Raw genomic sequence first — 20,104 nt, 5'->3', positions numbered from 1 at the left:
ACCGGTGAATATTCCACCGGTATTTTTGCGTTTACCGGCAGGAGCCTAATGCAGGCCTCCCGCCGGGGGTTGGCGGTTTATCTGCCGGAGCGGCTACATGCCGCGCGGAAACCACAGATGGCGCAGGTCAACCCAGCCTTGGCTATTGAAGGTGACGCCGCGCACGGAAGGCAGGTAAGCCGTTTCGGCCGGCTTTTCGTACAATATATGCAACTGATGCTCCCGCGTCAGCCTGTCCTCAATACGCTTGAAGCCCTCGGCTCTTGCCAGGGGATCAGGCTCCCGCGTGATAAGGTTCAGCATGCCCTCAATATCGGCCCGGGTGCGAGGCTCGATGTGCTGGGACAACGTCAGATACAGGTCGAATAGCCGCAACTGCTCATCCTGATCCCGGAGCAGGGAGAAGACGATCAGATCGGATTCCAGGCGAATGGGGCCTTTGAATTCCTCCGGTGAGATGGACAGCACGTTGCAGACATAACCATGCTGTACCAGCCGCTTCGCAATATAATCGGCATCGGCGGCATACTGCGGAATGGTGGCAATTTGCAAGGTAACGGTGGAATTGGAGGCAGCCCCTGGGTAAGGGCATGCTGCTTCATCCAGACAAGACAGAATATCCGCCCGCAGCAGAGGATCGTTCAGCGGTCCTTTTTTCTTTGTGTTGCAGGTGACAAATTTGCGGACAGAGGATTCGGAATGGATACGGCTCCAGAGCGTTCCGTCCTCAAGAGAAGGGTTGGGAATGACATGAAAGGCCGGGCCGATATCCGGCAGTGTGGAGTCGGCACCGAACGGCATGTGGAGGATTTCTACCCGGTCCAGGTGGGCCCGTCCCTGAAAATAATAAGGGAACACCTCCAGCACACAGAGCTCCTCGCTCATCTCCACCACCTTGAAGGGACCGGTGCCTACCGGCCTGCGTCCAAAGGCAGCTTCACCGATGGACTCCAGATCTCTCGGGACAATGGCCGCCCTGCTGGTGCACAGAAAGGGGAGGAACAGCTCGTTCGGCTTCCGCAGCAGAATGCGGACGGTGGTAGGATTCAGTGCCTCTACCTCCGCGATTTCCTTGAAAATAAAGCTGTACAGCGTCCGCTGCGAGGTCAACATCAGCCGTTCAAATGAATAGACCACATCCTCCCCGGACAGCACCTTTCCATGATGGAATAATACCTCCTTGCGCAGATGAAAGGTCCAGGCCGTGCGGCTGCTGTCCGTTTCCCAGGCGTGGGCTAGGCCAGGAACGATCCGGCCCCGTTCGCCGCTCCGTCCTACCAGTCCATCAAACACATGGCTGGATACAAACGATTCGGCCAGCAGATTCATATACAACGGATCGAAGGTATGAAGCTGCTGGGTAACCGGAAGCCGGAGTGTATCAATCTGCTTGTCGCTGCGGATTTCAGAATGATGCCCGAAATAAGCCAGCAGCCACCCCTGCAGCGTATCCTGGAGCGAGGAGGAGCGGGCATGGCCGCGGATGCCCTCAATGGCACTGCTGATCTCCTTGCTGCTGATAGCCTGCATCATGGATTCGAGGGCAATATCCTCCGCGCTTGCCAGTAAGACCAGTGTGGAGCGTTTTCCCCGCCCCCGGCTGGGCGTCCAGGTGATCCAGCCCTGCGCGGCCATTTTATTGATAATATGCAGGGCATTGCGGTGGGTGCATTCCAGGGTCTGAGCCAGTTCATCCAGGGTAACCGAGATTTCGGGCGTTCCGCCGTAGTGTGAATGGAGCTTGAGAAATTGACTGTGAAGCTTCATGATCCTAAGGCCTCCTCATGCAAAATAGGAAATAATCCGTGTTTTCTTTCTCTTTTTTTTCTTATTTTATCAGCTAAAATCAGGATAAGATAGTAAGAAGATGGAGGTATTTACCATGAGTGATCAAGCGGTACCGAAACCGGAACGGGCTATCCAGGCTTTAGTGGCTGCATTTCTGCTGGCGGTCGTCCACCAGTACCTGTTCTATGGCAAGATGGCGGGAATTTCATTGCCGATCTTCGTGTGTCTGTTCTATGCGTATATGCTCTATTTTGCCAAGGACAAGCTGCGTAAGCCTACAGTGTTCAGCTATATCTGGCTGGGGGCGGTGTTCCTGCTCTCTCTGACGTATGTACTGTTTGCCAACTGGATTTTCTTCGGGCTGAACTCGCTGGTGCTTCCGGTGCTAATCTTATTACATATGACCTACATGCTTAGCTACAAGCAGCCGTCCTGGAGCGGATTCGGGCTGATCGGCGCGGCGCTGGAGCATTTTTTTACCCAAGGCTTGCGGCACTGGGCTACCCTGTTCAAGCTCATCCGCAGACCCGGCAGCAAGATGGAGGACGAACGCAAGCGGGTGCTTTTTAAAGTGCTGATCGGGCTGGGGATCTCGTTTCCGCTGCTGGTCGTTGTCATATCGCTGCTCTCCTCGGCGGACGGTGTGTTCCATCAGATGCTGGCGGAGCTCCCGCAATATTTGGAACGGATTTCTTTTGGCGAAGGTTTTGCACGGGTGCTGTGGATTGTGCTCTTGGGCATGGGAATGTTCGGCTTTGTCTGGGGTTTCGTGGATTACAAGCTGTATGAGTGGAACCCGAAGCCGATGCTGAATATGGAAGGCGGGCCTGCGCCGGAGCCGATCTCTGATCTGTTCCCTGATCCCCTGTCGCTGCGGGTGGACCCGGTAATCATTACAACAATCCTGACGGTCATCAATACGGTATATGTGCTGTTCGTAAGTGTGCAGTTCTCCTACCTGTTCGGTGCCTGGGAGGGGATTCTGCCGGAGGGGAGCACGTATGCTGATTATGCGCGGAGCGGTTTTGTGGAGCTGATTGTGGTGACCTCGATCAATTTCGCCATTCTGCTGCTATCGCTCCACTCGGTAGGGGAGAAGAAAGGTCTGCTGCCCAAAACAGTGAATTTTCTGCTCTATATCCTCGTGCTCTGTTCTATGGTCATGCTGTACTCCGCCTATTCCCGGCTGACGCTGTACGAAGAGGCCTATGGATACACGTATATCCGGTTCCTGGTGCATGCTTTTATGGTTTTCCTTGGGCTGCTGCTCGTGATTGCCGCGGTGCGGATCAGCAAGGTGAGGTTCCCGCTCGCCAAATGCTACATTCTGCTTGGGCTGCTCTCCTATGTACTGATCAACTTTATCGGGATGGATGCCATTATCGCGGAACAAAATATCCAGCGGTATGAGGCCAGCGGCAAGCTGGATACGAGCTATTTGGAGCGGCTGTCGCCGGACGTTGTGCCGAAGCTGATTGCCTTCAGCAAGCAGGAGAACGGCAAGCTGGACACCATTCTGCACGATAAGCGTGAGAATTACGCGCAGGTTACACGAAAGTGGCCTTCCTTCAATCTGGCGAAGTCTCGTGCGGAGCGGGCGCTGGATCAATATTTTGCAAAATAGCTGCCGTCATTAAGTTAAACGAAGACCGTCAATTCCTGCTTTGGCCGGAAGGACGGTCTTTTTTCAGCGAATGCTCAGTTTAACTTCAGATGAATTTAAGCCTTTTGCAGTAGGATGAAAGCACTAGAAACACAAGAGGTACAGAATACATACAGATCTGGAGGAATACATATGTTTACAAAAATCCGCGCCAAAATTCTGCTCGGCTTCACCGCAGTTATTATCGTGTTTATCGCTGCCATTGCCGGAAATACGCTTTTCCAGGGCAAAGCCACTATGCTGAGCGATCAAATTAACCGCAACTACAGCAAGCTGTCGCTGGTGCAGGGGCTGACAGACAAGATCCGCACGGCGGACGGACTGGCTGCAAGGTATGTTATGAGCAATACGGATGAGGAAAGAAAGACGTATCTCACCGGCTATGAGGCTAAGGTTCCCGGGATTACCGAGGCGATTGGGGAGCTTAAGAAGACCGGGCTGAATGACGCAGAGCTGTCCGGGCTTACTACACTGGAGAGCGAATGGAGCAATTATCTGACGGTGCTGGAGAGCGCCTTTGCCAAAGCCAAAGCAGGGGAATTCCCGAATGCGCAAAAAGAGTTCACTAACCTTTCGCTGGATAAAATCATTGCGTCCCAATTGGTTTTTGAGAACGTGCTTGGTGAAGAAATTCAGAAGGAGCAGACCCAGGCGGCCAGTCACCGCAGCTCGGCGATGGTGATCAGCTTTGGCGTGACGGGGTTGTCGGTGCTGCTGGCTGCAGTCGTTGCACTGCTCCTGTCGGCGCGAATTGTGAAGCCGCTCCGCAGTGTAAATGCGCAATTGCAGGAAATTGCCGAAGGGGATGCGGATCTGACCCGCAAGCTTAATGTGCGGACGAAGGATGAGATTGGCGAGTTAGCCCGTAACTTTAACAAAATGACGGACAACCTTGCCTCTTTGATCGGACAGGTGAATGAGTCGGCAAGCGGCCTCGCGGCTTCCTCGATCAAGCTTACCTCCGAGAGCGGCGTCACCGCCGAAGCTACGGAAAAGATTGCCGGCATTATGGGCGAGGTTGCTTCCGGCAATGACCGGCAGATGAATGATTTGCAGACGAATATGACAACAATTGTGGAGATGTCCACCGGCATCCAGCAGATTGCCTCCAGCGTGCAGGATATTTCGGAAGCTTCACTGCGATCAAGCGAGTTCGCCCTTGCCGGTGATGTGTCTCTCCAGGCTGCGGTCAGCCAGATGGACTCGATTAACCGCTCAATTCAGTCTTTGTCCGGGCAGGTGCTTGGCTTCGTGGACCGTTCACGGGAAATCGGCAGCATTGTGGATGTTATCAAAGGCATTGCCTCGCAGACCAACATGCTGGCGCTTAACGCAACCATCGAAGCGGCGCGGGCCGGAGAGCAGGGCCGGGGGTTTGCCGTGGTGGCTGATCAGGTCCGCAAGCTGGCGGAACAATCCGGTGAATCGGCCAATCTTATCGCTGTGATGGCAGCGGGCATTCAATCCGACGCCGATGACGCGGTGAAGGTCATGAAGAAGAGCATGAGCGAGGTGCAGGGCGGTACGGAGATTATTGAAGAGGCCGGACACTCCTTCGGCGAGATTCGTATCTCCATAGATGCGTTAGCCGGACAGGTGCAGGAGGTCTCGGGAGCAGTGGAAGAAATTACAGCGGCAACCGAAGAAATTGTGGAATCCATCCGCACCGTGACACATATCTCTGAAACAACGGCATCGAGCACGCAGCAGGTCGCAGCCGCTTCACAGGAGCAGATGGCCTCGGTGGAACAAATCGCTTCTTCAGCCGGCGCGCTGAGCTCGCTCGCTCAAGGGCTGCAGGGACTGGTAGCCAGATTTAACGTGTAGCCTAATAGACCTTGGCCCTGCCGGAGACGGCGGGGTTTTCTTCTGTAGATTGTAAGGTGGAGACTGCTGTGCTACAATGTGAATGAATAATATTGAATTCATTCAAGAGAATGGAGTTGATAGCTATGGAAGATAAAAAAACTGAACTTTTCAAATGCGGGAAAGAGCTGTTCAGCTCCAAAGGTTTTAAGGATACCAATGTCTCCGACATTACCAGGATGGCAGGGATGGCGGTAGGTACATTTTATAATTATTACGCCTCGAAAGAGAAGCTCTTCATGGAGATTTATTTGAAAGAAAATGAAAAACTGAAGCAGCACATTATGGAGACGGTTAACCCTGACGAGGAGCCCCTGAAATTGCTCAAAGAAGTATTGGCGCTGAATTATAACGGCATGATTTCGAATCCAATATTGAAGGAATGGTATAACAGGGAGCTTTTCAGCAAGCTGGAGAAGGAGTTTTATGAAAAAGGCGGTATTGAGAGCGTCGATGAATTTACGAATAGTGCAGCCTCCGAGCTGATCAAAAAATGGAAATCTGAAGGAAAAATAAGAAGGGATCTGGACGATGATCTTATACTAGCCCTCTTAAATTCCATACCCTATATAGATATACATAAGGAGCAGATTGGCATTCAGCATTTCCCGCAGATCATGGATTATTTAGTGGAGTTTGTGATGAAGGGTCTGACGGATATTCAGCCATAAAATGAAAGCATGTTAAATACACTGAAAAAATGCGGGTGAATATTATTTTTGCTTCACGCGCATTATTTTTTTAATAAATTGAATGAATTTATTTATGTTCATTCATATGATGATTATATATTGAAGAGAGAGGTGTAATGATGAAAACATTGATTATTTACAAATCGGTCCACAAAATGAACACAGCAAAAATCGCAGAGGTTATGGCACTGGTCATGAATGCAGATATCGCCAAGGTAGAAGACGTCCGGCCGGAAGTGTTGGCGAAATATGATCTGATCGGTTTTGGGTCGGGCATTTACGCTTCCAAGCTTCATAAAAAGATTTTCAAATTCATACGGAAAATGCTACGTACGGACAAGAAGGTATTCATTTTTTGCACATCAGGCTCAGGTGAGTTTAAAAAGAAAGAGCTGATTACAGAGATGCTTACGCTGAAAGGCTGTACCATCATCGGCGAATTCTACTGTCCCGGGGAATTCAGCCCGTTTGGATTCAATATGGATAAAAAGGGACATCCTGATGAAAATGATCTGGAACGTGCGCGTGTGTTCGCAAAGATTCTGCTTGAGAATCGACAAGAGCCGCTCCGCAGCGCTACAATGGAGGATAAACAGCACAAGAAATGAGGGGCTTTCGATGTCATCGCTAGTAGTCAACAACATTACCGAACTGATCGGCGATACGCCAGTGGTCCGATTGAACCGTCTGACCGGCCCGCAGGATGCCGAGCTGTATGTGAAGCTGGAGCTGTTCAACCCCAGCGGCAGTGTAAAAGACCGTGCGGCCTATAATCTGATCCATCAAGCGGAGCTTGCTGGACATCTCAAGCCCGCCGGAACCATTATTGAGCCTACGAGCGGAAATACCGGCATTGGGCTGGCTATGAACGCAGCGGCCAAGGGCTATAAGGCCATACTTGTTATGCCGGATAATATGACGAAGGAACGGATCAATATTCTGAAGGCGTACGGCGCTGAAGTGGTGCTGACTCCGGCAGCGGAGCGGATGCCCGGGGCCATTGCCAAGGCGCTGGAGCTTGGCAGGGAAATTGCGGGCAGCTACATTCCCCAGCAGTTCGAGAATCCGGCGAACCCGGACATACACCGGACAACTACGGCGCTGGAGATTCTGGCGCAGATGGAAGGACGGCTGGATGCGTTCGTCGCCACTTCGGGAACCGGCGGAACCATTACGGGAACCGGAGAGGTGCTGCGCCGGGAACTGCCGGACATCCGCATTGTGGTCGTAGAACCCCAAGGCTCTCCGGTGCTCTCCGGGGGCCAGCCCGGACCGCATAAGCTGGTTGGAACCAGCCCGGGCTTTGTGCCCGCGATTCTGAATACAGAGGTCTATGATGAAATTGCCCAGGTCGCAGATGAGGACGCTCTCGAAATGGTCAGATTGCTAGCCAGCACCGAAGGGCTGTTGATTGGACCTTCCGGCGGTGCGGCGGTCTGGACGGCGCTTCAGGAAGCGCGGAGGCTGGGCAGCGGTAAGCGGGTTCTCTGCATTGCTCCCGATACGGGTGAACGTTACCTTAGCATGGGGATTTTTTAACTTGGGAGTGGAGGGAAGTGAATGCTGAAGCGATTAGGGACTTTAATGGCGGTTCTCTTGCTGCTGTCAGGATGCTCTTCACAGCATGGAGAGTCTGATGAAGGGAGCAAATCTACCGCTTCGCCGTCAGCCGAAGTGCAGGTCACACCGTCCCCGGCGGCAACGGCTGATTCCGGTGTCAGCAGTGAACCGGCAGCCTCAGAAGCACCGGTGGCTTATCTGGATACCGCCAAGCTGTCATCCAGCTTTGGGTTTGCCGACAGCACCGGCAAGCACATTCTTGCCACAGCGGAGAATGACGGGGAGCTGGAACGGATGAAGTCGCTCAACACCGCTATCGGCAATAACGGTCAGACCCTTACGGTAACGTTCGAGAAATGGCAGCCCGGCAATGCGAACAGCAACGGCAGAGACATGGCGAATAATTTTGCTAATCTGTCCGGGTATGTTTTTACGGTTCAGGAAGGCAGTGCTTTGACGGATCAGAGCTATTACCTGGCTGACTCCGCTGAATTTAATCTCCAGTCCTTGCTGGCGGTTAAACCGGCAGCCGGGGAGCAGAAGCAGCTTGGGGCGGATGACCCCATGCGGAAAGACATTGCTGCGTTTAAGCAGCGGGACATTCAGTCGATCTGGAAGCTCGCGGATTTGCAGGGAGATCGCCAGCTTTATCTGGTTCAGTTCGTGAGACAGGGTAAGGGTATGCTGTTCAGTCTCGTTTTGCGGGAAGGTAATGAGCTTAGCTTTATGGATTATCCCGCTGAAATCAAAGATGATGCATATTCGGTATGGCGCGTGGATGACGGCGGTGAGGTCACCCCGGACATGTTCACTCTGTTGTTTGCGGCCAAGACGGCAAGCGGGACTGCGCTTGGTCTGGAATGGTGGGGAGCGGAGGGTGTGAATTCCTTCTTCCTGCTCCAGCAAGGAGCGGGTATTAAGGAATTGGATATTCAATACAGCCGGTATACCTCGCCGATATAGCGCATAGAACGGAAGAACCAATACGTAACAATACTGAGATGCGGCGAGAGCCGCATCTGTTTTTATGTAGACCCAATAAGCTTCATTCTACATATTAACCGACAATATTGATTGGAATAATAAATTTAATTGAAAACTTGTGACATTTATCACAGTTCACAGATTGGATTTCTTATAGAATCATTTCAAAACCTAACATGATGTCGACAGAAAGGAGAAACACTTTTATTAATCCGACTTAACTTCTAAGTTTTATGAGGATAAAAGGGGCAGAGATATGACAACCATCTACAGAGTGAATTCGGTTTGGCAGTTGGCTGGTGTCTACGAAGTCAGGACCAAAGCTTTTGTGCAAGGACAAGGCATTCCCAAAGAACTGGAGTTTGATGAAGTCTACGGGGAGCAGTATTACTATCTGTTGCTGGAAGAGGACGGGGTTGCTGTGGCGACTGCCCGGATCAATCTGAAGCACAAAGAATACGCCAAGATTGAGCGTGTGGGCGTTATTCCGGATTTCCAGCACCGGGGATATGGCCGAAGCCTGATTGAGGCAGCAGAGAAATGGATCAGAGAGCTGGAGTTCCGCAAGATTGTGATTACGAGCCAGCAGCAGGCAGTAGGCTTCTATGAAAGCTTGGGTTATACCGCAAAACCCGAGATCGTTATAGCATCCTCGATTCCTGTTGTGCATACGGAAAAAGAATTCCATTGAAAAGGAGAGATCGGTTATGGCAAAAGACAACACGGTCCTTGATACAAACATTGCAAATCATGAAGACGCACATGAAATTACAAAAGAAGGAGCATTCAACCGCCAGAAGAACCGCTTCACGGCTCCTTTTGGCGACAGTCCCGGTGAACTGCCGGTGGAAGCTGGCCGCTACCGTCTGCTGTGGGCAAGGATCTGCCCTTGGGCACATCGCGCTGTAATCGTACGTGAACTGTTGGGACTACAGGACATCATCAGTCTGGGCACGGCAAGTCCTGTCCGCACAGAGAACGGCTGGGAGTTCTCCTTGGATGAAGGCGGCGTTGATCCTGTGCTGGGGATTCGTTATCTGCCCGAAATTTATGCCGAGACAGATCCGGAATACAGCGGTAGGGCAACAGTGCCTACGGTAGTGGATGTAACTACGAGAAAAGTCGTTAATAATGATTACTTCAGACTCACCAATTACTTCGAAACTGCATTCAAGCCTTTTCATAAAGCGGGAGCACCTGATCTGTATCCAGAGGAGTTAAGAGCTGAAATAGACGAATTCAATGATATTCTGTTCCACGAAGTCAATAACGCAGTCTACAAGGCGGGGTTTGCCCAGTCGCAGGCAGCCTACGAACAAGCGTATGATCTATTATTTGCCCGATTGGATCAGCTCGAGGAGAGACTGTCCACCCGAAGATATTTATTCGGCGATACCCTCACCGATTCGGATGTCCGTTTCTATGTGACACTGGCGCGTTTCGACGCAGCTTATTATTCCGTGTTCAGAACCAACCGCAACCGCATTATTGATTTTCCGAATATCTGGAACTATGCGAAGGATCTCTATCAGACCCCCGGCTTTGGCGACACGACAGACTTTGATTCGATCAAAAGAGGGTATCAGCTTGGCAATCATGCGAACAATCCCTATCAGCTTCTAGCCAAAGGACCTGATGTATCCATCTGGAATGAACCTCACGACAGAAACAAATTCAGCAAATAAATGAACAGCCTGGGAGGCGATATCAATGACATCCGCACCAAATGTACGTGTAAGACCCAAGGAAACCGAGCATGAGATCGACGGGAGAGGCTATTTTGTCCGACAAAAAAATCATTTCACAGCTCCCTTTGGCGAGGGAGAAGGCCAGCTTCCGGTTGAAGCGGGACGTTACCGTCTAATCTGGGCGAAAGGCTGCCATTGGTCGAACCGCGCCTCCATTGTAAGGGAATTGCTCGGGCTGGAAGAAGCGATCAGCATTAACCTGGTCGGGCGCGGCAAGCATGAACAGAATCTGGGCTGGGAATTTGTCTACGATGAGAACCAGAGCGACCCGGTGCTGGGCGTACAGTTTCTTAGTGAATTGTATGCGAATGCCGATCCCGAATATAAAGGAAGACCAACGGTACCTGCAGTAGTCGATATCACCACCGGGAAAGTTGTGAATAACGATTACGTCTGGCTGACCAATTATTTGGAGAATGAATTTGCCCCCTTTCATAAGGCAGGCGCCCCGGATCTATATCCGGCAGAGCTAAGAGCAGAAATAGACCAATATAACGACTTCTTATTCGATAACGTCAATAACGGTGTGTATAAGGCCATGTTCGCCCAGTCCATAGAAGCTTACAACGATGCTTTCGAGCATCTGTATGCGGCGTTGGATTCCATAGAGGACAGGCTGGAGACGAACCGGTTTTTGTTCGGGGATTATGTCACTGATTCGGACGTCCGGTTGTTTGTTACGCTGGCGCGTTTTGATACGTATTATTTCCGCAATCTGGGGCCGATCCGCAACCGCATTGTGGATTTTAAGAACATCTGGGGGTATGCGCGCGACCTGTATGCCATTCCGGCTTTTAAGAACAATACGTACCTGCGGGATCTGGCGAAGGCAAACGGTGACAAATCGACTATTTTTATTGATTACAATACCCGTTTTTGGGATCAGATTGATTACGAAGGTCTATGGTCGGCGCCGCATAACAGAGAGGACAAGAGCGCTGATCCACAGCAGAAATTCAAGACCAGACCATAGGGGGACATGATGATGAAGACATGGAAAAAGCTTGGGCTCAGTTTGACGGCGGCGGTGCTGCTGGTGGGAGTAGTGGCTTGCGGGAATAATAACGCTTCTGAAAAAGAAGGCAGCAATAGTGCTGCAAACAACGAGAAAACAACAATCAATATTGCTACAGGCGGCGCGCCGAAGCCCTTCTCTTATGTAAATGACAGCAATGAAATCGACGGGTATGACATACAGATTGTCAAAAAGATTTTTGAAGGCCTGCCGCAATACAAAATTAATATTGAAAAAACTGAGTTTCCTTCGATTTTTGCCGGACTGGATTCCGACCGTTATCAGATCGGGGCCAACAATTTTGCCAGCAATGCGGAAAGAAGAGAGAAATATATCTATTCGGACCCTATCTTTAAAAATCAGTTTGTCATTGCCGTGAAGGAAGACCGCGACGACATCAAATCCTTTGCCGATCTGGAAGGTAAGACGACCGAGGTCAGCCCAAGCGTAAACTACACGGTAGCACTGGAAAAGTACAACAAGGAGAGCGCTAAAACTCCGGTCGTACTTAAATATAGCGATGCCGAGCTGGCGACTATTCTGCAAAATGTAGAGAGCGGCGCTGATGATTTCAACTTGATTGATGCCGCCATGCTGCAGCTCTATATTAAGGAGTATGGCCTGAAGCTGAAAGCTATTCCGTTGTCACAGGAAGACACTGACCGGATCGGCGTTCCTTACAGCTACCTGATTCTCAGCAAAGGCAAGGACAGCGGGCAACTGGAGAAGGATGTAAATCAGCGGATACAGGCATTAATCAAGGATGGCAGCATTTCCAAGATCAGCGAGCAATATTTGAATGGCGATTTTGCACCGGAAGTTAAATAAAGGATACGTCATATGCCTAATATATTTGATATTGAATTAGTGTTTACACTCATTCCCAAGCTGCTCAGGTATTTGCCGGTTACCCTTGAACTGACTGTAATTGCTATGCTGGCCGGACTTCTGCTGGGACTACTGCTGGCGATTATTAAAATGAAAAGAATCCCTGTGCTGTATCAGATAAGCGTCGTATTCATTTCGTTTATCAGGGGAACTCCCATCCTGGTTCAGTTGTATCTGTCTTATGCGGGCATCCCGCTGATTCTGAAATACTATAATTACTACCATGATACAAGCTATAACGTGAATTCCATTCCGGCGTTATTCTATGTGCTGCTGGCGTTGTCGCTAAATGAAGCGGCGTATAACTCCGAAGTTATCCGGGCAGCCCTGCTCTCTGTTGACAAAGGCCAGAGTGAAGCAGCGCATTCACTGGGCATGACCGGGGGGCAAGTATTAAGACGGATCATTCTCCCGGAAGCCTTTGTCGTGGCACTCCCCACGTTAGGCAATGCCTTGATTGGCCTGATGAAAGGAACATCGCTGGCGTTTGTTTGTTCGGTAGTGGAGATTACCGCGCAGTCGAGAATTTTGGCCGGGAATAATCTGCGGTTCTTTGAATCCTATTGCTCCCTGGCTTTGATTTATTGGGCACTGACCATAATCATTGAACAAGCGATTGCCTTTCTGGAGAAACGGCTGGATATTGACTTCAGGAGTATGCGGAAGAGAAAAGGAGAGGTTATCCTTGATTGAGATTCGGGGATTAACAAAATCATTCCATAAACATAAGGTGCTGGATCACATTGACCTGACGATTCAAAAAGGCGATGTAGTCGCGGTAATCGGTTCGTCGGGTGCCGGCAAATCCACGCTGCTAAGATCCATCAACCTGCTTGAGGTGCCGGATGAAGGAACGATCAAGATTGACGAGCTGACGGTGGACATCACCAGAAGAAGCAAAGCGGATGTGCTGGAGCTGCGAAAAAGCACGGCGATGGTATTTCAGCAGTTCAATCTGTTTCGGCAGAAGACGGCGCTGGAGAACGTTATGGAAGGCTTAATTGTGGTTAAGAAAATACCAAAAGAGCAGGCGTGCCAAATTGCCGCCGGGCAGCTTGCAAGGGTCGGTCTGTCAGATAAGGTGCATTATTATCCGAAGCAGCTATCCGGCGGACAGCAGCAGCGGGTTGCGATTGCCAGGGCGCTGGCTATGCAGCCGAAAATTCTTTTGTTCGATGAGCCCACTTCTGCACTTGACCCGGAGCTTGTCGGCGAGGTGCTGGACACGATCAAGAAGGCGGCGGAAGAAGGCAACACAATGCTGCTGGTCTCCCACGAAATGAATTTCGTCCGTAAAGTGGCTACCAGGGTTCTGTTTCTGGATCAGGGGGTTATTGTGGAAGACGGAACGCCGAATGAAGTATTCTCCAAACCGAAATCCGAGCGGACGAAGCAATTTCTGGCTAATTATTATCGGGACCAGGAACCGGAATTTGCAATTTAGAAGAAAAGAGAGGATTATTCCTAAAGAGGGAATAGTCCTTTTTTTTTGCTGTGGAAATTTTAAATACTTAATTTTGTAACATTTGTCCGTTGCCTATAGCCCGAAAGAGTCATGTGGGGTTTGCTGCGGCAGTGCTATTGTAAATATTAGGGTTTTGGGAGGGGACAGCAACGTATACGAGAATCAAAGTGCTTATCCTGCTGCTGCCTACAGTCATGGTGGGGATTTGGGAGGTTGTGCGCCATCAGTTTCTGATGCCTTATATCTCAATGGATCTGGGTAATTTCTTAACGCCTGTGCTTGTGTTCCTGTTCAGCATCGTGCTGCTGGTGCCGCTGTTCACGGTTATGGAGCGGAACGGGCGGGAGCTGGAGCAGGAGCGGGCGCAGAAGACGGCCATGGAAGCGAGAGACACGCTGGCAAAAGAACTGCATGATGGAATGGCGCAATCTTTATTCCTGCTCTCTGTGCGGATCGAGCGTCTGGAGCAGAGCCGTAAGAACGGTGAGATCAGCGCGGACAACATCGACCAGATCAAAAAAACCGTGCATGAGGTCAACCGTTATGTCCGTGAAGCCATATCCAACCTCAAGGTTCCCGTTTCCGGCCCGGAGCCGTTTTCGCTTGAGCAGTCGGTTCAGGAGCAGCTTACGCACATCGCCGGAGAGGTTTCGGTTGATGTGCTGCTTGACTGGAAGCTGCCGGAGGACGCCCTAAATCCCGCAGAACAGGCGGAGCTGCTGGCCTGCATCCGCGAAGCGATGATTAATGTCCGCAAGCACACCCGGGCGGGTAAGGTGGCCATTTCCGGTCAGGGCATAGCAGAGCAGTGGAGGGTTGCTATTACAGACGATGGTGCCGGGATTCGGCATGAGGACCCTTTTGCGGTGAGCGGCAGTTACGGGCTGCGGATTATGAAGGAACGTGCTGAAGGCATGGGCTGGCTCCTGACGGTGAGGTCGGGCAATTCCGGGACCCTTGTGGAGATCACTAAAGGGGGAAGCTCATTATGAACCGCTGCCGGGTGCTTGTAGTCGATGATCATGTCCATGCCCGTGAGGCGATGTGCGAAATTTTGGCGATGGACGAGCGTTTTGAGGTGATTGGCGTTGTGGAGAGCGGTGCCGAGGCAATAATCTGGACCGGGCAGTGGATGCCTGATCTGATTCTAATCGACATCGGAATGCCGGGAATGGACGGCCTGGAGACGACCAAGCGGATCAAACAGGAATACCCCTATGTCAAAATCGTTATCGTGACGGTGTCGGACGAAATCTCCAATTTGTTCGAAGCGCTGAAGCAAGGAGCGCAGGGCTATCTGCTGAAAAATCTGGCGCCCTCCACCTGGATCGAATATTTGCAGGCGATTGTCAGTGAGGAGGTTCCGCTCAGCCGGGAGCTGGCTTTTCAGATTCTGAAGGAATTTGCGGTCACCTCTGTCAAGGAGGAACGGGAGGCATTAACGGTGCGGGAGAAGGAAATACTGGGCTGTGTATCCTCCGGCTCCACCAATAAGGAAATCGCAGCTACCCTGGGCATCTCCGAGCATACGGTCAAAAACCATCTCAAGAACATTCTGCAAAAGCTCCAGCTCCAGAACCGCACTCAGCTTACCCGCTACGCTCTGGAGCAGGGACTCGCTTCGCGGGGACGGGATTTTCCGGGGAAAAGATAAGATAAAAATCTACGTAAAAGAGGGGTAACATGAATCAACTGCTTCGCAAATTATTGACACTCGCTGCGCCTGCAGCAGCGCTTGTGCTGGTGCTCGCCACTATGGCCAGCGCGCATGTAACGGTCAGTCCGGCTGAGTCGGCCACCGGTGCATGGGAGACCTATACACTCAAGGTCCCTTCGGAAAAGGATGCGGCCACCACACAGGTTGACCTGCGTATTCCGCAAGGCGCGGAGTTCAAGCAATACGAGGCGTCGCCAGGCTGGGACGTTACCATAGAAGGCAACAAAGTAAGCTGGATCGCCACCGGGAAGGGCATTCAGGCCGGGCAGTTCCAGCGCTTCTACTTCACTGCCAAAAATCCGGATGCAGCCGGAGCGCTTGCCTGGAACGCCTATCAGCATTATGCCGATGGCAGCGTAGTCGAATGGTCCGGCGAAGAGGGCTCGGAAACACCGCATTCCATCACGGAAATTGTGCAGGCGGCTGGGGGGGACAGCCATTCCGGTATGGCGATGGATCATAGCTCGATGAACATGGGGGAGAGTCAGACAGATAAAGGGCAGGAGAAGCCTGCAACCCCGGCGGCTGTCTATGTGGCGCTGGGAGTATCCATCCTGTCGCTGCTGCTGGCGATTGCCGGTTTGTTCCGCAGTCCGCATGCCTGATACGGGAAAAAGGTGAATCGTTCACAGTATAGGAGGGTGTTCCGGGAGCCATTTATGGCAATTGGACACCCTTTCTTGCGCTTAAGAGTTAATTATGGAGGATTATGTAAAAGAACCGCGAATATAACTCTATTAAGCTAAGCACTTTTTACAAGCATTTTACATGCTTTTTACAAGCCAATAAGGAGGACGAAGATCATGGCGCTTCAAGCGGAAACTCTGGTAGAAGAATGGCTGAACAAGAAGGGGTATTTTACCATCCGGGGCATTAGAGAGAAGCTGAACGAAATTGACTTTCTTGCCGTCCGCAACAATGGCGATGAGGGCTGGGAGTACATTCATTGCGAGGTGCAGGTCAGCGTACGGCCGGTGGCGTATATCAGCAAGCTGACGAAATCGCAGATGGAGAAGCTGGGAGCAAAGTCGAAGACCAGCGCTAAAGTAAGAAACACTGAGAGCATCAAGGACAGTGTGAAGGCCTGGATCGAAATCAAATACACCTCGGATAAAAAGAAGAAATTGCGGGACACGCTGGCCGGCGGCGCAGATTGGCAATATTGGTTCGTGCATGGCAAAGTGAAGGATACGCGTGAGCTGGATTGCATCCGTTCGGAGGGCGTGAAGCTGATAGCGATTAAGGATGTCCTTCAGGAGCTGACGCAGAACAATACAGAGCACGGCTTCTCCGCAGCTTCGGCGGGGGATTTGGTCGAGCTGATAAATCTTCTGAATGCAGAGGAGGCGTTGGAGCTGGAGGAGGCTTAATGCGCCGTACCACACTGCGTAGATACGTGCCAAGTCTATAAAATAGCCCCGGACGTTCTGATCGTCGGGGGCTATTAGTACTGCATTTAGGCTGCTGTGCCGGAGGTGGTTGCATTTGTAGAAGGTAACTATTACAGCATGAGTTCTAAATCTGTGGCTTAGAACGGAGCCTTTGTAGTTTGGGGAAAAAGGGATTCGTCGTATCCATTCTCCTGTTCCATACGGACCGTAAAGCTCTTATTTTCCGAAAGGGATACATTTAGCCGAGCTAGCGGACCGTATAGCGCTTATTGCCCCTTCGACAGGGATATTCGGGTTGAAAGTCCGCCCATAAAGGCGCTGAAGTCCGTTCACCTGTGGAAAAGTGACTTCCAGTAGAAATAAGAGCGGCTCAGTCCGTTGCAATCGGGCAGACTCATCCGCTTTCCGATTAGGAGATGAGTCTTATGATTTGCTAGAGCCGCTTGTCCTCCGGTGAGTTTTTCTTGGAAGCGTCTTTGTCCATCTGAGACGGGTTGAAGGAGACAACAGCCTCGCCCTTTTCATTCCGGGAAACACTGTAGATTCCTGCAGACGGCTGCCGCTGGCCGTTACTGCTTAGATATTCATCGGCTTGACGGGAGGAGGCTAGGGCGCAATCTACCCGGATGCCTTTTTGCTGCGCCAGCCCTAGCTGATCGTAACTGCGGGAATGTTTGGACTTCCGGCCGCTGTTATGATTGAATTTCCTAATGTAAACCACTGATCGCGGTAGAAATTCAATCATAGCCTGATCATGCGGCCAGCTTTCCTACGGAAAGCTCTCCGGCGGGCGCGTTCGCTCCTACAGTTCCAAACTTCCCCTCTGTCACTTCGGCCCTTTTTATGTTTTCTTTAGTTCAACTGATATAGCGTAACGGATTACAGCCGTTTTCGCTTGTAGAAGCTAACAAACATCGCAGCCAGCAGGAGGACAACAACGGCTACGCCAGTAGCAATAGCTTCGGCGGCGCTGCCTTGCTGCTGCGCACCGCCAGCACCGCCGAAGTCGCCGCCCGGCATACCGCCACCGCCAAAGCCGCCTTGCATCCCGCCGCCCGGGCCGTTGCCGCCCTCGGGAATGGCCGGTCCGCCCATGGCGCCTGGCTCTCCGGCGGGCGGTCCGCCCGCCGCCTGTCCTTGAGCCGCGCCGCCTTGCTGCCCGCCGGCCGCCTGGCTTTGCGCTGCCTCGCCTTGCGTCTGCTCGCCCGCTGCCGCGCCGCCGCCGCCCATCCCGCCGCCGCTTCCCGAGCCGTCGCCGGAGGAAGGGATGGTGCCGTCAAGCTGCTGGGAGACATTCGTCGCCATCGTTGACATGAAGGTCTTCACCGCCGTAATCCCGCTCTTGTACTGCTCGAACGTGTAGAAGGCGGAGGGATCGGCCTTCACGTAGCTGGAGATCATCGTATCGACCTGATCCATCCGGGCCTGGAAGGTGTCAGTTTGCAGATAACCGTCCAGCATCTTGCGGATGATCTCATGATATTTCGCTTTGTACTTCTCATTCGCCAGCAGCTTTGCGATCAGCGGCCGCTCGGCGAGCGCACCCTGAGTCGGCTCATCAATCAGCACATCCGAGCTTCCCAAGCCGCCAAATGACATATTATAATCCCACGGCAGGATTGAGAACACCCCGTCGTCCTCATATAAATAATAATTCTGCTTGTTGCTGCCGAGATAGCTGTCCATATTGCCGGCTACGGCATTCAGCGCGATATAGCCCAGAGCCTCATCGACATTGAGGTATTTCTCGTAATCAGTGCCGTTGTTCAGCTCGTTCAGCATGTTGAGGACAATATTATCGTTTGATTTCTCCGACTTCATCTCAAGTCCGGTATAGAGCGAAGCGTCATCGCCAAGCCAGGTCAAATCGCTGCCTTGGCCCGTCATTACGCCTTTATACAGCGCACCATAGGAATTGCCAAAGTGGCGTTCCAGATAGGCATCGCCTATCTGCTCGACCGCGAGATAGAAGCCCTTCAGTTCACCGTTAACGTAGATGTTGACGAAGGAATATTTTGGCGTGGGCAGTCCCATGCTCTCTGCCAGCTCGTAGCTCAGAAACTCCCGCATATACGAGGCGTCGCTGTAATTGTTGTTGAGATTGATTTTGCTGATGCCGAATAAAGTCTGGTTCACATACTCGTCAAAAGAAATCTTGAAGCTGTAGCGGTCGGAATCGCTCATCTGTACAACACTGCGCAGGCTTAAATTGCCTTTGGTCCGCACCGCCACATTATCCATTTTGATGCCGTTATACTCCACGGAGGCCATCTTGTATTCCTCTGCGCTGGCATTGTCCAGCATGTCCTGGAAATCATCCGGGTCAATGGTGATTTTGACATCCACCACCTTGTCCTTCGGAAAAACCTTCGTATCCAGGTTCAACTCGTCACTTGACACCGCTGTATTTTTGGTATCCGTAGCTGCACTATTATTGCTGGTAGACGTATTTGCTTTCTGGCAACCGGCTGCAGCGATCATCAGCAGCAGGCAGATCAGCATCGGCAGGGCCCGGTTACCTCGTGCTTTCATTCCGGCACCGCCCTTCATCATGATACATAATCGCCGCTATAGCTGATCAGCAGGGCATTTTTCACGCCGGTAATATCGGATACAGTGTTGACAAACCCGCCTTCCTTGTCGTTCAGACGCAGCTCCAGCGTAAGCTCGATGTTGCCTGCGGTTACAGTTTTTTGCTTCACATTGTAGCGCTTGACGGATTTGTTCAGATGACCGTGCACCGCACGTTCGCTGTCATCGCCCTCACAGTTGATCACCAGCAGGTACGGCGTTTCAACAGAGGAATTTTTAATGAACAGGAACAGGATCAGCCCGATAATGACGGAGCCGATGATCGCAAGCGTGAAGAAGCCCGCACCGGTCACAATGCCTGCAACCGCAGCCCAGAACAGGAAGATCAGATCGGTGGGATCTTTGATCGGAGTTCTGAAGCGGACGATAGAGAGCGCGCCGACCATCCCCAGCGACAGGACGAGGTTGGAGTTGATCGCGATAATGACTGTAGCGGTAATCATGGTCATGCCCATTAGCGAGACATTGAAGCTTTTGGAATAGAGCACGCCGCTGAAGACCCGTTTGTAGAGCAGATAGATGAAGAAGCCGATTAGAAAAGCGACCCCGAGCGTGATCAGCATTTTGGAAATACTGATGTCGGAGACGAAATTGTTGATCACTGAATTTTTGATAATATCGGAAAAAGTATTCGTAGTCGCGTCCTTAGCCTGTGTGCCCGTAGTGTTGCCCGCCGCTGCCGTGGTCTGTGCCGCTGTAGTCCCCGCCGCCGCCAGTGTTGATAAAATACTCATT

At 51.6% G+C, this 20,104-nt stretch carries 20 protein-coding genes; 16 read left to right on the top strand and 4 right to left on the bottom strand.

Annotated features, from left to right (window positions below; all coding sequences use genetic code 11):
• Window positions 1-93 precede the first annotated feature (93 nt).
• Window positions 94-1,767 (bottom strand): ABC transporter substrate-binding protein, encoded by a 1,674-nt coding sequence (locus tag B212_RS0114720; RefSeq protein WP_019911637.1) that lies wholly within the window; start codon window positions 1,765-1,767, stop codon window positions 94-96.
• A gap of 115 nt (window positions 1,768-1,882) precedes the next feature.
• Here B212_RS0114720 and B212_RS0114715 point away from each other — a divergent pair, with 115 nt between their 5' ends.
• From B212_RS0114715 to B212_RS0114640, 16 genes are all read left to right on the top strand, one after another.
• On the top strand, window positions 1,883-3,412 hold the full coding sequence (locus B212_RS0114715; RefSeq protein ID WP_019911636.1) for a DUF4153 domain-containing protein: 1,530 nt from the start codon (window positions 1,883-1,885) through the stop codon (window positions 3,410-3,412).
• A 171-nt stretch (window positions 3,413-3,583) separates the two neighbouring features.
• Entirely contained in the window at window positions 3,584-5,278 is a 1,695-nt protein-coding gene (locus B212_RS31465; RefSeq protein WP_019911634.1) for a methyl-accepting chemotaxis protein, read from the top strand.
• 125 nt (window positions 5,279-5,403) lie between these two features.
• On the top strand, window positions 5,404-5,988 hold the full coding sequence (locus B212_RS0114705) for a TetR/AcrR family transcriptional regulator (RefSeq protein ID WP_019911633.1): 585 nt from the start codon (window positions 5,404-5,406) through the stop codon (window positions 5,986-5,988).
• Window positions 5,989-6,125: 137 nt separating this feature from the next.
• Window positions 6,126-6,617: a flavodoxin domain-containing protein gene (locus B212_RS31460; protein ID WP_019911632.1), complete on the top strand. Its 492-nt coding sequence runs from the start codon at window positions 6,126-6,128 to the stop codon at window positions 6,615-6,617.
• Window positions 6,618-6,627: 10 nt separating this feature from the next.
• Window positions 6,628-7,548, top strand: a complete 921-nt coding sequence (gene cysK / locus B212_RS0114695) for a cysteine synthase A (protein WP_019911631.1) — start codon at window positions 6,628-6,630, stop codon at window positions 7,546-7,548.
• Between the two features lie 21 nt (window positions 7,549-7,569).
• A complete protein-coding gene (locus B212_RS0114690) occupies window positions 7,570-8,532 on the top strand; it encodes a hypothetical protein (protein ID WP_019911630.1) in 963 nt (320 codons plus the stop codon).
• Window positions 8,533-8,809: 277 nt separating this feature from the next.
• Complete coding sequence (locus tag B212_RS0114685) at window positions 8,810-9,244, top strand: GNAT family N-acetyltransferase (RefSeq protein ID WP_019911629.1); 435 nt, start codon at window positions 8,810-8,812, stop codon at window positions 9,242-9,244.
• A gap of 16 nt (window positions 9,245-9,260) precedes the next feature.
• A complete protein-coding gene (locus B212_RS0114680; RefSeq protein WP_019911628.1) occupies window positions 9,261-10,238 on the top strand; it encodes a glutathione S-transferase family protein in 978 nt (325 codons plus the stop codon).
• 25 nt (window positions 10,239-10,263) lie between these two features.
• Window positions 10,264-11,274, top strand: coding sequence for a glutathione S-transferase C-terminal domain-containing protein (locus B212_RS0114675; RefSeq protein ID WP_019911627.1), 1,011 nt, complete (start codon window positions 10,264-10,266; stop codon window positions 11,272-11,274).
• A gap of 12 nt (window positions 11,275-11,286) precedes the next feature.
• Window positions 11,287-12,144 (top strand): transporter substrate-binding domain-containing protein, encoded by an 858-nt coding sequence (locus tag B212_RS0114670; protein WP_019911624.1) that lies wholly within the window; start codon window positions 11,287-11,289, stop codon window positions 12,142-12,144.
• A gap of 12 nt (window positions 12,145-12,156) precedes the next feature.
• Window positions 12,157-12,897: an amino acid ABC transporter permease gene (locus B212_RS0114665; protein WP_019911623.1), complete on the top strand. Its 741-nt coding sequence runs from the start codon at window positions 12,157-12,159 to the stop codon at window positions 12,895-12,897.
• Window positions 12,890-13,648, top strand: coding sequence for an amino acid ABC transporter ATP-binding protein (locus B212_RS0114660; protein ID WP_019911622.1), 759 nt, complete (start codon window positions 12,890-12,892; stop codon window positions 13,646-13,648). Before B212_RS0114665 ends, B212_RS0114660 begins: the two co-directional genes overlap by 8 nt.
• Window positions 13,649-13,836: 188 nt before the next feature.
• On the top strand, window positions 13,837-14,661 hold the full coding sequence (locus B212_RS0114655) for a sensor histidine kinase (protein WP_019911621.1): 825 nt from the start codon (window positions 13,837-13,839) through the stop codon (window positions 14,659-14,661).
• Window positions 14,658-15,323, top strand: a complete 666-nt coding sequence (locus tag B212_RS0114650; RefSeq protein ID WP_019911620.1) for a response regulator — start codon at window positions 14,658-14,660, stop codon at window positions 15,321-15,323. The genes B212_RS0114655 and B212_RS0114650 overlap by 4 nt, the downstream gene beginning before the upstream one ends.
• A gap of 29 nt (window positions 15,324-15,352) precedes the next feature.
• Window positions 15,353-15,991 (top strand): YcnI family copper-binding membrane protein, encoded by a 639-nt coding sequence (locus B212_RS0114645; protein WP_019911619.1) that lies wholly within the window; start codon window positions 15,353-15,355, stop codon window positions 15,989-15,991.
• Between the two features lie 198 nt (window positions 15,992-16,189).
• A complete protein-coding gene (locus B212_RS0114640; RefSeq protein WP_019911618.1) occupies window positions 16,190-16,756 on the top strand; it encodes a hypothetical protein in 567 nt (188 codons plus the stop codon).
• 454 nt (window positions 16,757-17,210) lie between these two features.
• Here B212_RS0114640 and B212_RS0114635 read toward each other — a convergent pair whose 3' ends face one another.
• The 3 genes from B212_RS0114635 to B212_RS0114625 form a co-directional block, all read right to left on the bottom strand.
• Window positions 17,211-17,522 carry a hypothetical protein gene (locus tag B212_RS0114635; protein ID WP_019911617.1) on the bottom strand — a complete coding sequence of 104 codons (312 nt, stop codon included), beginning with the start codon at window positions 17,520-17,522 and terminating at the stop codon, window positions 17,211-17,213.
• 134 nt (window positions 17,523-17,656) lie between these two features.
• Window positions 17,657-19,309 carry a CotH kinase family protein gene (locus B212_RS0114630; protein ID WP_028530839.1) on the bottom strand — a complete coding sequence of 551 codons (1,653 nt, stop codon included), beginning with the start codon at window positions 19,307-19,309 and terminating at the stop codon, window positions 17,657-17,659.
• Between the two features lie 17 nt (window positions 19,310-19,326).
• Complete coding sequence (locus tag B212_RS0114625; protein WP_019911614.1) at window positions 19,327-20,103, bottom strand: DUF4956 domain-containing protein; 777 nt, start codon at window positions 20,101-20,103, stop codon at window positions 19,327-19,329.
• Between the last annotated feature and the right edge of the window lies 1 nt (window position 20,104).

It is taken from the genome of Paenibacillus sp. HW567, from assembly GCF_000374185.1.
Taxonomy (GTDB): Bacteria; Bacillota; Bacilli; order Paenibacillales; family Paenibacillaceae; genus Paenibacillus_AQ.
Note: the sequence above shows the minus strand (reverse complement) of the source record. Positions and strands in the feature narration are given on the sequence as shown.

Bases quoted from the DNA above. Each gene is read 5' to 3' on its own strand.
- B212_RS0114720 (WP_019911637.1), bottom strand. From the start codon at position 1,767: ATGAAGCTTCACAGTCAATTTCTCAAGCTCCATTCACACTACGGCGGA.
- B212_RS0114715 (WP_019911636.1), top strand. From the start codon at position 1,883: ATGAGTGATCAAGCGGTACCGAAACCGGAACGGGCTATCCAGGCTTTA.
- B212_RS31465 (WP_019911634.1), top strand. From the start codon at position 3,584: ATGTTTACAAAAATCCGCGCCAAAATTCTGCTCGGCTTCACCGCAGTT.
- B212_RS0114705 (WP_019911633.1), top strand. From the start codon at position 5,404: ATGGAAGATAAAAAAACTGAACTTTTCAAATGCGGGAAAGAGCTGTTC.
- B212_RS31460 (WP_019911632.1), top strand. From the start codon at position 6,126: ATGATGAAAACATTGATTATTTACAAATCGGTCCACAAAATGAACACA.
- cysK (WP_019911631.1), top strand. From the start codon at position 6,628: ATGTCATCGCTAGTAGTCAACAACATTACCGAACTGATCGGCGATACG.
- B212_RS0114690 (WP_019911630.1), top strand. From the start codon at position 7,570: ATGCTGAAGCGATTAGGGACTTTAATGGCGGTTCTCTTGCTGCTGTCA.
- B212_RS0114685 (WP_019911629.1), top strand. From the start codon at position 8,810: ATGACAACCATCTACAGAGTGAATTCGGTTTGGCAGTTGGCTGGTGTC.
- B212_RS0114680 (WP_019911628.1), top strand. From the start codon at position 9,261: ATGGCAAAAGACAACACGGTCCTTGATACAAACATTGCAAATCATGAA.
- B212_RS0114675 (WP_019911627.1), top strand. From the start codon at position 10,264: ATGACATCCGCACCAAATGTACGTGTAAGACCCAAGGAAACCGAGCAT.
- B212_RS0114670 (WP_019911624.1), top strand. From the start codon at position 11,287: ATGAAGACATGGAAAAAGCTTGGGCTCAGTTTGACGGCGGCGGTGCTG.
- B212_RS0114665 (WP_019911623.1), top strand. From the start codon at position 12,157: ATGCCTAATATATTTGATATTGAATTAGTGTTTACACTCATTCCCAAG.
- B212_RS0114650 (WP_019911620.1), top strand. From the start codon at position 14,658: ATGAACCGCTGCCGGGTGCTTGTAGTCGATGATCATGTCCATGCCCGT.
- B212_RS0114645 (WP_019911619.1), top strand. From the start codon at position 15,353: ATGAATCAACTGCTTCGCAAATTATTGACACTCGCTGCGCCTGCAGCA.
- B212_RS0114640 (WP_019911618.1), top strand. From the start codon at position 16,190: ATGGCGCTTCAAGCGGAAACTCTGGTAGAAGAATGGCTGAACAAGAAG.
- B212_RS0114635 (WP_019911617.1), bottom strand. From the start codon at position 17,522: ATGATTGAATTTCTACCGCGATCAGTGGTTTACATTAGGAAATTCAAT.
- B212_RS0114630 (WP_028530839.1), bottom strand. From the start codon at position 19,309: ATGAAAGCACGAGGTAACCGGGCCCTGCCGATGCTGATCTGCCTGCTG.
- B212_RS0114625 (WP_019911614.1), bottom strand. From the start codon at position 20,103: ATGAGTATTTTATCAACACTGGCGGCGGCGGGGACTACAGCGGCACAG.